Here is a 13,471-nt window from a genome sequence, read left to right on the forward strand (position 1 = left end):
AATTCATTTATACACATTCTACCACAAATCACATAAAATTAACCAACAATAAGCGAACAAAAGTTCGTTTTTCAATTAGGGACGGACCTCCAAATGATTTATCTGTGGATAAGTTGGAGTGGAAGGAGGAGAATTGGACTTAAGATGTTTTTCGACAATTTTCAACTATTCACAGCTATATGTCGACAAAAAACGGGGAGTTTCTACTAACATTTGTGTATAAACCTGTGTGTAACTATGGAATCCTTGTGGAAAACAGGTTTAATTATTCACATTTTACTATTTTCATTGTGAATATAATCAATAAATACGAATTCGCCTTGTGGATAACTGGATTTCCTGACAAGTTATCCACGATATTATTCACTTATACACATACAGGAATGCTACAGAGAACAAAAAAACCTAAGTACATGGGTTGTCCACAATACTTAGGCACTTCTTTTTGTTTTTTTCATCATTAAATTACTATACCAAAATCCGATGGTTAAGGAAGCTGCATCAGCGATCATCAATAACCATGAGTCCGTATAACCTTTATAAACAGAGGCAGCAATCAAAGCCACTGTTAAGATTAATCCTACATAATGATTGTAGGTTACTCTAGTAAAAAGGATGACAAGCAACCCTGGCAGTAAAATAGCTAACATTATTTTGGACACGTTCAACTCTCCTCAAATAAGGGAATACACATATTTTACCGAAGATTCCTCTCTGTGGAAAGACATTTATTCCTCTTCGTCAATAAGTCTTTGAGTTCTTTCCTTTAGCTCACTGTGAGGAAGGAACTTTTCAGAAAGCATGTCTGGAAGAATAAATTCTAAGAAGTATTGAACACAATCCATATCCTTAAATTTCACAATTGTTGAAAGAGCACCTTGATAAATTTCAATAAAAAGAGGCTCAGGATTCCCCTTTTGAATTTCCCCAAAGGATTCGTATAGGAGATCGATTTTATCTGCCACAGACAATATCCTGCCTTCTAACGTGTCATCCTTTCCTTCTTTAAAGCGGCCTCTGTATACCTCTTGAAATTGAGGAGGAAATTCTGTTGTAATAAATTTCTTAACCATCTCATCTTCCACCTGACTAAATAACTCCCTTAGCTCAACGGAAGCATATTTGACTGGTGTTTTAATATCCCCCGTAAACAATTCTGCATAATCATGGTTTAAAGCTTTCTCATATAGGGATCGCCAATCAATCTCTTTTCCATTCTGCTCCTCCACGGTTCCGAGAAACTGAGCAATTTTTGTCACTTTAAAGGAATGACTGGCGACATTATGTTCGTGATATTTAAATCGGCCCGGACATCGGTAAAGATTTTCAAGATCGGACAAGCTTTTAAAATAATGATGAATTCCCATAAAAATCTCCTCTCATAAGAAAATACTTTATTAAAATAGTAGCAATGGAAGAGGCAAGGTGCAAAGAATAGGGATTAAAATGAATCCGTGTTTGTCTAAAAATCGGTAGCTCGCACATACATTGGTAATTTCGCTTGATATAATTTAAATTTCGCAAATATATTTAGGATTTCGCTTGATATATTAATTATTTCGCAAATATATCTTCAATTCCTTATTTCACCTAACAAAATATTATTTAATGCATCATGATAACGTGTAGGAATTTGATGGGTGGCTCCTGGAATCATATATACTTTTTTAGGAAAGCAATTGTTGTAGCATTTCAGCTGGTTATTAATCCAATCAGATTTTTCACCATATACGAGGAGAATGGGGATCGAAAGCTTTTCAACCTCCTCTACCCCTCTATAATACAAGGATTGCTTGTAATAGTGATACCATATTTCAGGGTTGGTTTTTTTCATATGATGAAGAAGTTCTTCACGATCTGCTTTGTTGGTCGTGTGGACTTTTGAAATGATGGCTGCCAATCTGTCAGGATGACGTCTTACCATTTTCATACCCATTAAATGCATCACCTTTAATCGAGGATCTGTGACTTCTGAATAACCTCCAATTAAAATCAAGGTTGATACCCTGTTTTGATAGAGACTTGCAAATTTTTGTGCAATGACTCCACCTGCGGAATAACCAATTAATACACATGTGGATAACTCCAAATAATCGATTATCTCTTTCATTTCCTCTACATAGGTATCCACACTTATAAATCTCTCTTCGGATATGGAGTCTCCATGCCCTGATAAATCAGGCAGTATCAGACGAAAATGTTTGGCAAGAACATGCTGTTTCTTAAAAGTGACTCGTCCCATTCCTGGGGGATGTATAAATAAAAGAGGGATTCCTTCCCCCATATCATCAAACACTAATGTTCTCGATCTGAATAAAAGACTTTTCATATATAAAATGCTCCTTTAACTCGAGTATCTATTAGACATTGTTCTCGGGTTAAAGGAGTTTTACTCACTTCTTATGATTTTACTTGGCTAAAAGTATCCACTATTTATATAAGTCGAACGGATACCACTCCGTCAATGGATTTCAATTTCCTCTTCACATCATTTTGTTCTTCTTCTGGCAATTTTTGATCTGAATCAATCATGGTATATGCCCAGTTGTTCTTACTTCGATTGATCATATCGGCAATGTTTACGGAATAGCCAGAGAGAACAGTGGCAATCTGGCTCACCATATTGGGAATATTTTGATGCATGACGGTGACCCTCATTTTTCCGCTGTAAGGCAGCTCAACGTCAGGCAAGTTGACAGCATGCTTGATGTTTCCTGTTTCTAAATAAGTCTTTAGCTGTTTAGTTGCCATCACTGCACAGTTTTCTTCTGATTCTACGGTTGAGGCACCGAGGTGAGGAACAGGAATAACGTTTTTCATACTTAGCACATTCTTGTTAGGAAAGTCCGTAACATATTTCCCTACAACCCCTGCGTCCAAGGCATTCTTCAATGCTTCCTCCTCTACTAATTCTCCCCTTGAAAAATTTAATATCTTCATGCCTTTTTTCATTTTTTGAAATCCTTCTTCGTTAACGAAACCAGTTGTCTTTTCAGTTAACGGAATATGCAGGGTGACAAAGTCACATTCTGACCACACCTCTTCCAATTGATGAGCACGCTGAACGTCTTGGGATAATCTCCAAGCAGCATCGACTGAAATAAAGGGATCATACGCAACTACTTCCATTCCCAGGGAAAGAGCATCATTGGCCACGAGAACACCAATGGCTCCCAGTCCGACAACTCCGAGTTTTTTTCCTTTTATTTCACTTCCTACGAACTCTTTTTTTCTTGCTTCCACTAAACCCGGTACATCCTCGTCCCTGCTCCCTTTAAGGGTTTCCGTCCATCCCACAGCAGAATAGAGATTGCGTGAGGATGCGATTAGATTTGCCAGCACAAGCTCTTTTACGGCATTCGCATTCGCTCCTGGTGTATTAAATACAACAATTCCCTGCTCTGTACAGTAATCGATAGGGATATTGTTTACACCAGCACCTGCCCTGGCTACCGCCTTGACTGAAGATGGAAATTTGAAATCATGAAGATTTTTGGACCGAACCAATAATCCATCAGGATCTCCGTTTCCGTTCAAATGATAATTCAAGTCATCCTCAATAAGTGATAGACCACTTTTGCTAATTGCATTGTACGTATTGATGGAAAGCATCCTAATCCCCCTCTATTTCTGTTTGGATTCAAAGTTTTTCATAAAATGAACCAATGCTTTTACACCTTCATAAGGCATGGCATTATATAAACTGGCCCGCATTCCTCCAACGGATCTGTGTCCTTTTAAAAATTGAAGACCTTCAGTTTCTGCTTCTTTTAAAAAGCATTGGTTTAGGTCATCATTATTTGTAGAAAAGGGTATGTTCATAAGAGATCGATATTCAGCTTCAACCCCATTATGAAATAAAGTTGAGTTGTCGATAAAATCATATAAAAGAGCGGCTTTCTTTTTATTACGGTCCTCCATCCCGTCTACTCCTCCATTCTCTTTCACCCACTCCAGAACAAGCTTCATAACGTAGATAGAGAAGGTCGGTGGAGTATTAAAAAGAGAACCATGCTTCGCATACGTTTCATAATTCAGCATGGTTGGACAAGAGGTTGGGGCTTTCCCTATTAAATCTTTATGAATAATGGCCACCGTAACACCAGATGGACCTAAATTTTTTTGGGCCCCGGCATAAATTAATCCGAACCTAGACACATCGATTTTCTCTGAAAGAATATGGGAAGACATATCAGCCACTAAAGGTACCCCTCCTGCATCCGGCCATTCAGCGTAACGCGTTCCTTCAATCGTGTTATTGGAAGTGATGTGTATGTAGCGAGCTTCATTTTGTGAAGTATAGGAAGGTATCGACGTATGATTTCCTAGAATAGTTCGGATTTCCCCTATCTTTCCCGCTTCTTTTACGGCTTTCTTCGACCAACTGCCGGTGACGATGTAATCAGCTGCTTCACCTGGACCTAAAAGATTAAGTGGAATCATGGAGAACTGCAGAGACGCTCCTCCTTGCATAAATAGCACATGATAATCGTCTGGAATAGATAGGAGTTCTCTAAATAATTCTTCTGTTTCTTTTATTATATTTTGAAAGGGCAGAGATCGATGACTTAATTCCATAACAGACATGCCTGTATTTTTATAATTCAGCAATTCCTTTTGAACTTTTTTCAATACAGGCTGAGGTAAAACCCCTGGACCTGCTGAAAAGTTGTACACTTCCTTCAATATCTTCACCACCTGTTAAAAGTTCAGAATTTTTCAACAGTATAAAGAACACCTGCTTAATAGTCAATGCAATCTACCTTACAAGAAAACGTTTACCTATAGTTTTTTTAAACAAATGCATACGTATGGAGGATTTTTTGTTGTTTTAATAAAAGGGGGATTCGTAATTCGCAGGCTCTCTCGAACGATTGCTGAAAGTGGAGCGGTTCCTCTAACCATCTGGCACATACTGGTGGACAGAGCTATTAGCAGACCTCGAAAAGATAGTTTCCTAAAAAACAGAATTCTTCCTCCTTCAAAGGAAATCAACTTAAAAAAGGTGTTTTACTAAAGATTTTTTGTAACTTTTCAAAACACGCTGAAAAAGTTGATTGGAGCAAAAAGTGTTCGACTCCTACGAATAGCTGGACAGGTGAGATACCAGTCTTGTCGTGGAAAGCGAGCCCTGCAGCGGAAATCAACTATTATTTCTTTTTTAAAAATAGCCATAAACTTTACGAAAAGAGCCTTTAAATAAATAAAAAAAACTAGCCCCAAACATAGCAAGGACTAGGCTTTTACGGATATTTAACCAGTGAGAATATCTTCTTTTGGATACCGAATTTTTTCTTTGTCTGGTCTGGATAATGAGAAAGCGAGTGTTAGGGGTCCAAGTTTCCCTGAGAACATCACAATTATGATCACCCATTTTCCAATTGCTGTGAGTGACGCTGTGAGACCCATGGATAATCCAACTGTTCCAAAGGCTGAAACGACTTCAAAAAGGATGGATAGGAAAGACGCTTCCTTTTCTGTAATATTTAATACGAACAGTGCACCAAACACTAACAGTACAGAAATCATACACACGGCTAATGCTTTAAAGATATAATTTTGGTCAATGGTACGTCGGAAAATACGAATCTCTTTTTTCTCCCTTAGAAAAGCCAATGAGCTTAGCACAATGACGAAGAAGGTAGTTAATTTGATTCCGCCACCCGTTGAAGCACTTCCTGCTCCAATAAACATAAGTAATATGGTCAGAAGCAGGGTCGAGCTTTCCATATTTCCATAATCTAACGTGTTAAATCCTGCTGTTCGTGGCGTTACGCCTTGAAAATATGACCCTAAGAGTTTATCAAATAAAGATAAATCTCCTAATGTATGAGGATTATTGAACTCTAGTAAAAAAAACATCATCATGGCAAAAAAGTTAATAATCAATGTACCGACAATCATAATTTTCGTGTGTAGGGAAAGCTTTCGAATACTAGTTGACTTCCATAAATCAACCAGGACAGTAAACCCTATTCCTCCTATTATAAATAAGATAGAAATGGTGAGATTTACAATCGGACTTCCCATATACCCCATTAAACTATCTGACCAAATGGAAAATCCCGCATTATTAAAAGCGGAAATAGAGTGAAATAAGCTCACGTATAATCCTCTTTTCCAGCCAAATTCAGGAACCCATTCGAAGGATAACAGAATGACAGCGAAGGCTTCTACAATAAACGAAAAAACAAATAAATATTGTACAAGTTTGATGACTCCACCGACAGACGTCTGATTTAAAGCCTGTTGAAGAAGCAATCGCTCTTTAAATCCAATTTTCTTACCAATCATCATAAAGATTAAGACAGCAAAGGACATAATACCTAGTCCACCAATTTGAATTAAAAGCATGACGACCGTTTCACCAAAGAGGGTAAATACGCTTCCAGTATCGACTACAACTAATCCTGTTACGGTCATAGCTGAGGTAGTCGTAAATAAAGCATCTAACCAAGAAATCGATTCGGTTGTAGCAAAAGGAAGCTTAAGCAGCAGCATCCCAACGATGATAAAAAAGAGAAACGTCACCACCAACAGTTGAGGTGGACTTAAACGAATCACTTTATCATTCATTTTTATACACCTTCTTTTTCAAATCGATTGATATCACGGTTATGGCCAATCACAATTAACAGATCATCGATGTTAATGATTTCTTCTGCTGAAGGAGAAACGATGACTTCTTCACCACGGTGAATGGCGATAATATTACAGCCGAATTTTGCCCGTACATCTAAATCATTCAATGTTTTATTTGCTACCTTTTTAGAAGCGTACACCTCTACGATACTGTGTTCCTTTGAAAGCTCAATATAATCGATAATTTTTTCCGAGGTTATATGATGTGCAATTCTTCTTGCCATATCACGTTCAGGATGAATCACTTTATCGGCTCCTATACGATCAAGCACTTTTTGGTGATAGGCATTCGATGCCTTCACCCATACCTCCTTCACCCCTAATTCCTTAAGCAGGAGGGTTGTCAAAATACTGGCTTCGATATTTTCACCGAAAGAAACAATCACATGATCAAAGTTTCGTAACCCCAGTGATTTCAATACAGATTCATCCATTGCATTGGCTTGTACAGCATGAGTCGCAATATCAATAAATTTCTGAACGACATCATGATGAATATCTATGGCTAACACTTCAACATCTAATGCTGATAATTCCTGCACTAGATTTCCTCCAAATCTTCCTAATCCAATCACTGCAAATTGCTTTTTCATGTTGCTTTCCTCCAAAACCTTTTTTATAGCTTAACCATCTTATACTGGTTCATTATTAATAAGTAGTTCTTCTTTTCCACTTCCCTCAAAAATGAAACCACAAAAAAACCACCAGGAACTAAGCCCTGTGGTCAAAACATTCGATCACAAGTATCATCCACTCCCAAGACGCTTTCGAGGTTAGCTGACGGATTCGGGCTATGGAAGTAGCCCTACCTAATGAAAGGATTCACCCCAATGAAACAATTGGGTCCCCCGATTCAAACATGAATTAAGCGTATCTAATCTATTCGTTTGATGATAGATATAATACTCCTCTCCTAATTCATTGTAAATAGCCTTTTTGTAAAATTTCCTATTAACAGGGTTGGGATTTCATCCATTATTTACTCCATGTAAAATAGGTTTTCTTTTCGTAAATACAGGGAATAGCATACATAAGTATTACGAATTTAGTACTAGAAGGAGAGAAGAATCTTATGGCAGATTTTCCGTCCATGACATCATCTAATAAATTGAGTCCAACCAAAAGTGATTCATCATCTGATATAAAACCCTGGATAAAAGGCTTTGCTCGTGTGGGGTATGTTTCAAGAGGACTTGTTTATATGCTCATTGGGGCTTTATCCGTGATGGCTGCTTTAGGTATAGGTGGAAGCACATCCGATTCAAGCGGTGCATTCTCAGCCGTTGCAAGCAAACCCTTTGGCGAGGTACTCCTGTGGATATTAGGAGTCGGATTAATTGGTATCGTTATGTGGAGAGTGATTCAAGTCATAATGGATCCTGAACATGTTAAAAACGGTGGAAAGTCCATGTTCAGAAGACTCACAAGCCTCATTAGCGGTATTGCTTATGGAATTTTAACTTACAAGGCATTTTCCATCGCTATGCACGCTGGAAGCAGCTCAGGATCAGGCTCAAAACAAACGTTATCTGCGAAATTATTAGCACAACCATTTGGACAATGGATTGTAGGTATCATCGGACTCATTATTATTGGATTTGCATTACATGAAATTTATAAAGCATACACAGAAAAATATACAGATAAGTTTAAACGACATGAAATGTCAGAGAAAGAGTGGGAATTAGGTCGGAAGTCCGGAAAACTTGGTTTCTATGCTCGTGGCATCGTCTTTTTAATTATCGGTTATTTCTTTATCCAAACGGCCATTACGGCAGATCCCGAAAAAACAAAAGGACTGGACGGGGCTCTATCGGAAATTGCACAACAGCCATTTGGACAATGGATTCTGGGCGTTGTGGCAGTTGGATTATTCCTATATGGTGTTTTCCAGATTCTTAAGGGTAAGAATCGTCATATGAATATTTATTAAGATAACATCAACAATAAACAAAACATTAACAGAAAAAACCTGCGGAGTGGCTTAGCTGCTCCGTTTTTTTGTATTTGTATTGTTGTTTTTTTTAAAAAAATAGGAGCCCTCTCTTTGACAGAATATGATAAGTGTTGTATTTTATTAAAATGTAATCCCTACTAAACTTATAAGAATTATAATTATTATCATTTCATTTTTTTGGGGAATTCTACTATTAAAAAGGGAGGTTATCATATGAAGACTCTTTGGAGAGGCTACTTAGATACATCATTAATTATTAAAATTACAATTGCACTTATTTTAGGAATACTTGTCGGCTTGCTATTTGGTGACGGGGCATCGACCTTGAAGCCTCTAGGAGATTTGCTTATCCGACTTCTTAAGTTTCTTATTCTTCCCCTTATCTTTTTCACGTTGATTGTTGGAGTAAATCAAACCAATGTCAATCGCTTAGGTCGAATGGGAGGAAAAACGTTTTTATACTATCTACTCACATCTGCTTTAGCGATTATGGTGGGAATAACCGTAGCAAGTATTTTTAACCCCGGTAAGGGGATGACACTGGATACGACAGAAAGTTTTAAGGTACCAGAAAACCCTGGTCTGACAAATGTTTTACTAAACATTGTCCCAGATAACATTCTACTGGCATTCACGGAATTCAACTTACTTGGAATTATTTTTACAGCCATCGTTTTTGGAATTGCGATTTCATACTTGCGGTCTTCGAAGGAATATCATGATCTGGGAGAGAATGTTTACACATTCATCAATGGATTGAATGAGGCAACATTAGCCATCATGAAGGTGGTTTTACAATATGTACCGATTGGAATCTTTGCGATTATCGCCAATACAGTGGGCAGTCAAGGAGTTGACACTTTATTATCACTTGGTAATATGATCGGCGTCTTGTATATTGCATTGTTTGTTCAAATTGCGATCTATATTGGTTTCTTGATTGTCTTTAAGATTAGTCCAAGAAAATTTTTCAAAGAAGCCCGGACACCAATGATTACAGCATTCGTTACTCAAAGCAGTTCAGGGACCTTGCCCCTTACCCTAAATGCAGCGAAAAACCTGGGACTTTCAAAAAGTTTATACGGGTTCAGCTTACCATTAGGGGCTACCATCAACATGGATGGAGCCGCTATTCGAATTGCCGTTTCTGCTGTGTTTGCTGCAAATGTTATAGGCGATCCATTAAGCTTATCAGATATGCTGGTCGTCGTATTAATTGGGACACTTGCCTCTATCGGAACGGCGGGAGTGCCTGGTGCAGGCATTATTATGATTGCCACCGTTTTTGCCCAGCTTGGTCTGCCTATGGAAGCCGTTGCTCTTCTCACCGCTATTGATGCATTGGTTGGAATGGGCTGTACAGCTCTGAACGTAACTGGTGACTTAGTTGGTACGTCGGTTATTCAAAAAACGGAGAAGGAAACCCCCTCTCTTTAATCATTAAAAAAATCCCCAGAGAAGAAATGCTTCTCTGGGGATTTCATTTTAACTAAAAGGTCTAGAATTTACTAATAAGAATCTATTTAGCAGTCCACTTAAAACTTTCTTGGATTCTTCAAAATATTGATCTTGAGAAAGAATAAATGCCGGATCTTGTATATACGGTCCGCTAGAAAGTTCTCCCTCATTCTCTGCTACCATTCGGACTATATCCCTCGTAAACTCAAGGTGAAATTGTAAGCAAAGTACATGTTTTTGATACAGAAATGCTTGATGTGGGCATGCTTCACTTTCTGCCAGTAGCAAGGTGCCTTGTGGAAGGTCAAATGTATCTGAGTGCCATTGCATAGCCAGGAATTCTTTTGAGCCAGTCAAAAAAGGCCAGTGCTCTTTTTTCAATTTAATAGTATGCCATCCAATTTCCTCAGAAGGACTTTTATATACCCGGGCTCCTAATAAGGAGGCAATTAGCTGAGCGCCCATACAAATACCAATTACTTTTATATTAGCTTTTATGGCAGAATGAATAAATTCTTTTTCTTCTTTCATCCAAGGAAAATCGGTTTCATTACATACACTCATTGGTCCTCCTAACACGATTAAAACGTCAATATGATCTAAAGTAGGAAATGCTTCTCCATTAAAGACAGCTGTTTTTGTCGTTGTGCATTCGTTTTCATCAGCCCAGTCGTTAATAAAGCCTAAATTCTCAAAGGGTACATGCTGCAAATAATGAATTCTCATGTTTCTTTCCTCCATTGTGTAGGGTTGTTTTTAATTAGGTTTTGTGAAAGCAAAGCTTTGATAAGAAATGGGATTGAAGCGGAAATTAACAAAAAGCATTAGGTAAATAAGAAAGTCCGGAAACAGATATATTCCTGGGCTTTTTTCTCTCTGTGTACACAGTCTTTCTGTGCATTTTCTTATGGTTCAAGTTTATTGAAGAATCCTGGAACACCTAAAAAGGATGAATAATTGAAAATAGTATAAACATAGTCATTAGTACTGTCAAAAAACGTTTTCTTGCTTCTCATTGCTGCTAATCGTCGGTTTTGTTTTGAAATTACACACTACTATTATCGACGATTCGTGTGCAATAAGAAGGTTTTTTTAAAAACGAATGGAATAAGTGTAAAGAAAAGGTATTGAAGAACCGAAAATTGATCAATAAAAAGGGGAAATGGAAGTGGGACAAACCATCTTAAATAAATCAACAAAGAAACCAATGTTACTAAAAATAAGTTTAGGTATCATTTTCTTCTTTCTAATCTTAATGGTTATTGGTATTGCTTTATTAAATGGATATATTAATGACAAGTCCATCACGGTAGAAGAAACGCTTATTTCAAAAGGAGACCCTCAAAAACTTCTAGCCATTTTCGCACATCCCGATGATGAGATTATGGTTGCAGGGACACTACATAAGTTAGCAGAAGATGGAGTCGACATTACTTCATTATACTTAACACGAGGGGAAGCAGGTCCAACTGGTAATCTTGTTCCTCAAGAAAAGTTAGGTGCAGAACGTACCAAAGAAATGAAGGAAGTTGCTAAAATATTAGAAATTAACCAGCTTCAGATATTTGATTACCCCGATGGTGGTTTACAGAATGAAGACCCTGCCGTTATAAAGAAGACGATTACGAAAGCTATCCAAAAAAGTAAGCCTTCTATCATTATTACATTTGACGATAAACTTGGGCTTTATGGACATTCAGACCATCTTCTTACAGGGAAATACGTAAAAGAAGTATTGGTAGATGATGCTTATACAGTTAGGCACCTTTATCAAATGACCTTACCTCAACCGATGATTGATACGGCTCTAAAAATCTCAACGACATTCAAAGAACGATATCCGAAAAACCCTGAAGATGGGTTACCAAAACCGACTGTAGCCATAAAAATGGCTAGTGAAGCAAAAGAAAAGAAGGCAGTTGTTGAGGCTCATAAAACACAGTGGCAAGTAACAGGTGATGTACAGCCCCTGCATGACAAAATTCCTTATTGGTTATATTATCGTATTTTTGACAGGGAATATTTTACTAAGGTTGAACTCAATTCAACTCCATGAATAAGAAACGCCTGGAAAACCTATGTACATAGGTTTTCCAGGCGTTTGTCATTATGAAATTCAAGACACTTTATGTCTTCCCATTCGTGTTTCATCGTCGGCAAAGATAATCCCCAATTCATGATGATCTCCCTCATACAAAGCTCCTTGAGTGAAGCGATTTTCATGATTGGTCCCCTTTACCTCCAACTTACAGTAGGCACCGTTTTTTTGCAGTGCTTCATAGAAGCTTCTTTCGTTATTTACTTCTACTCCATTTGCCTTTAAAATGACCTCTCCGACTTTAAGAGATAATTTTTCAGCTGGAGAGTCAGGAAGAATACCGAGAATCATCATACCCTTCTCTTGCCTTGAATAAAAATACGGCTTTGAATCATCCTGTGTACGATGACGATAACCTATCCATGCGCGACCAAAAATAGCGATGGCACCGGCAAACACAGAAAACATTGGTGCCCAAAAACCAGTGACAGCAAGAGTTAATACAAATGCTCCCAGCCAAAAAATCTGTGCTCCCGCTTTTGTGATGACTGCATGTGGAAGGGAACTTCTTACAAGTTGCTGAAACCCGAGTAAGAAGGGGATACAAAGTAATGTGTAGCTTTGTGTTCCTAATGTAAAAACCGGCCACCATTCAAACGGTAGCGCTAAAGGTCCCGTCGGGAGAAGGACAAACATTGGTACGAGCCACAGTTTTTTACTGAGGTGGGCACCTACTTTTAATCCTCTTGTACTGTTAATTAAACGTGGAGATGTGTTTTTCCATCCATTCATTCGAATTAAGAGTCCTTCTACGATCATCAGCAATCCTAGTAAAACTACCACAGAACTTAATAATCCCAAATTCAATTCTTCTAAGTATGTATTTACATAAGGAATGTTCCAATTGAAATAGTGGATGGTTACTAAAATGAAGTACGAAAATCCGATACTCATGGCAGCTGACAACAGTTGAAAGCGGCCTGTTAACCCAAATAAAATAGTCATGATTCCAATCATTAAGACGGCAGCCATCGGAATTACGACTCCTGCCCCTATCATTACAAAGGAAAAGATCAGTCCAAGCCATAGTCCTTTTGAGAACATCACTCTCAAATCATGATATCCATCTAGTAACCTAGTATTGAAATCTCGTCTTTCTCGCTTCACACGATAATATCCTGTTAAAATAGCAAACAGTACAGACATGTACAAAACAGGATGTAAAAATAGCTTTCCTAACCCTTTCAATGCTTCTAATAACCAAAGCTCGATCAATCATGTCACCACCCTCTTGTAGAAATTTTCTATTACCTTCTATTTTAGCAAATTACTCTAGCAAAACCTATTGCATTTTTTTTCGATTGTTTTACGGATTG

12 protein-coding genes and 1 riboswitch are annotated in these 13,471 nt (G+C 37.8%); of the genes, 3 read left to right on the forward strand and 9 right to left on the reverse strand.

Annotated features, from left to right (window positions below; genetic code table 11):
- Nucleotides 1-431 precede the first annotated feature (431 nt).
- The 7 genes from IQI_RS12835 to IQI_RS12865 all read right to left on the reverse strand — a co-directional run bounded on the left by IQI_RS12835 (nt 432) and on the right by IQI_RS12865 (nt 7,235).
- Nucleotides 432-650: a CsbA family protein gene (locus IQI_RS12835; protein ID WP_064093183.1), complete on the reverse strand. Its 219-nt coding sequence runs from the start codon at nt 648-650 to the stop codon at nt 432-434.
- A 78-nt stretch (nt 651-728) separates the two neighbouring features.
- Complete coding sequence (locus tag IQI_RS12840) at nt 729-1,367, reverse strand: HD domain-containing protein (protein WP_064093042.1); 639 nt, start codon at nt 1,365-1,367, stop codon at nt 729-731.
- Nucleotides 1,368-1,573: 206 nt separating this feature from the next.
- Entirely contained in the window at nt 1,574-2,329 is a 756-nt protein-coding gene (locus IQI_RS12845) for an alpha/beta fold hydrolase (protein WP_064093043.1), read from the reverse strand.
- Between the two features lie 104 nt (nt 2,330-2,433).
- Nucleotides 2,434-3,612, reverse strand: a complete 1,179-nt coding sequence (locus IQI_RS12850) for a phosphoglycerate dehydrogenase (protein ID WP_064093044.1) — start codon at nt 3,610-3,612, stop codon at nt 2,434-2,436.
- A 12-nt stretch (nt 3,613-3,624) separates the two neighbouring features.
- Entirely contained in the window at nt 3,625-4,686 is a 1,062-nt protein-coding gene (gene serC / locus IQI_RS12855; RefSeq protein WP_064093045.1) for a 3-phosphoserine/phosphohydroxythreonine transaminase, read from the reverse strand.
- A 567-nt stretch (nt 4,687-5,253) separates the two neighbouring features.
- Entirely contained in the window at nt 5,254-6,576 is a 1,323-nt protein-coding gene (locus tag IQI_RS12860) for a TrkH family potassium uptake protein (protein WP_064093046.1), read from the reverse strand.
- A 2-nt stretch (nt 6,577-6,578) separates the two neighbouring features.
- Complete coding sequence (locus IQI_RS12865; RefSeq protein WP_064093047.1) at nt 6,579-7,235, reverse strand: potassium channel family protein; 657 nt, start codon at nt 7,233-7,235, stop codon at nt 6,579-6,581.
- Between the two features lie 153 nt (nt 7,236-7,388).
- Nucleotides 7,389-7,523, reverse strand: a riboswitch (cyclic di-AMP (ydaO/yuaA leader).
- Between the two features lie 191 nt (nt 7,524-7,714).
- Here IQI_RS12865 and IQI_RS12870 point away from each other — a divergent pair.
- Together IQI_RS12870 and IQI_RS12875 are read left to right on the forward strand one after the other, a co-directional pair.
- A complete protein-coding gene (locus IQI_RS12870) occupies nt 7,715-8,575 on the forward strand; it encodes a DUF1206 domain-containing protein (protein WP_082892698.1) in 861 nt (286 codons plus the stop codon).
- Between the two features lie 237 nt (nt 8,576-8,812).
- Entirely contained in the window at nt 8,813-10,036 is a 1,224-nt protein-coding gene (locus IQI_RS12875; RefSeq protein WP_064093048.1) for a dicarboxylate/amino acid:cation symporter, read from the forward strand.
- Nucleotides 10,037-10,084: 48 nt separating this feature from the next.
- On the opposite strand, the gene IQI_RS12880 is transcribed toward IQI_RS12875, so the two are convergent.
- Nucleotides 10,085-10,783, reverse strand: coding sequence for a type 1 glutamine amidotransferase (locus tag IQI_RS12880; RefSeq protein WP_064093049.1), 699 nt, complete (start codon nt 10,781-10,783; stop codon nt 10,085-10,087).
- Between the two features lie 442 nt (nt 10,784-11,225).
- Here IQI_RS12880 and IQI_RS12885 point away from each other — a divergent pair, with 442 nt between their 5' ends.
- Nucleotides 11,226-12,113 carry a PIG-L deacetylase family protein gene (locus IQI_RS12885; RefSeq protein WP_064093050.1) on the forward strand — a complete coding sequence of 296 codons (888 nt, stop codon included), beginning with the start codon at nt 11,226-11,228 and terminating at the stop codon, nt 12,111-12,113.
- Nucleotides 12,114-12,173: 60 nt separating this feature from the next.
- Here IQI_RS12885 and IQI_RS12890 read toward each other — a convergent pair whose 3' ends face one another.
- Nucleotides 12,174-13,370, reverse strand: a complete 1,197-nt coding sequence (locus IQI_RS12890) for a PDZ domain-containing protein (RefSeq protein ID WP_064093051.1) — start codon at nt 13,368-13,370, stop codon at nt 12,174-12,176.
- Nucleotides 13,371-13,471: the final 101 nt, after the last annotated feature.

The organism is Rossellomorea aquimaris TF-12 (genome assembly GCF_001648555.1).
Classification (GTDB): domain Bacteria; phylum Bacillota; class Bacilli; order Bacillales; family Bacillaceae_B; genus Rossellomorea; species Rossellomorea aquimaris.

What these genes read in the sequence shown, in the direction of transcription:
- IQI_RS12835 (WP_064093183.1), bottom strand. Translation starts at nt 650, where the DNA reads ATGTTAGCTATTTTACTGCCAGGGTTGCTTGTCATCCTTTTTACTAGA.
- IQI_RS12840 (WP_064093042.1), bottom strand. Translation starts at nt 1,367, where the DNA reads ATGGGAATTCATCATTATTTTAAAAGCTTGTCCGATCTTGAAAATCTT.
- IQI_RS12845 (WP_064093043.1), bottom strand. Translation starts at nt 2,329, where the DNA reads ATGAAAAGTCTTTTATTCAGATCGAGAACATTAGTGTTTGATGATATG.
- IQI_RS12850 (WP_064093044.1), bottom strand. Translation starts at nt 3,612, where the DNA reads ATGCTTTCCATCAATACGTACAATGCAATTAGCAAAAGTGGTCTATCA.
- IQI_RS12860 (WP_064093046.1), bottom strand. Translation starts at nt 6,576, where the DNA reads ATGAATGATAAAGTGATTCGTTTAAGTCCACCTCAACTGTTGGTGGTG.
- IQI_RS12865 (WP_064093047.1), bottom strand. Translation starts at nt 7,235, where the DNA reads ATGAAAAAGCAATTTGCAGTGATTGGATTAGGAAGATTTGGAGGAAAT.
- IQI_RS12870 (WP_082892698.1), top strand. Translation starts at nt 7,715, where the DNA reads ATGGCAGATTTTCCGTCCATGACATCATCTAATAAATTGAGTCCAACC.
- IQI_RS12875 (WP_064093048.1), top strand. Translation starts at nt 8,813, where the DNA reads ATGAAGACTCTTTGGAGAGGCTACTTAGATACATCATTAATTATTAAA.
- IQI_RS12880 (WP_064093049.1), bottom strand. Translation starts at nt 10,783, where the DNA reads ATGAGAATTCATTATTTGCAGCATGTACCCTTTGAGAATTTAGGCTTT.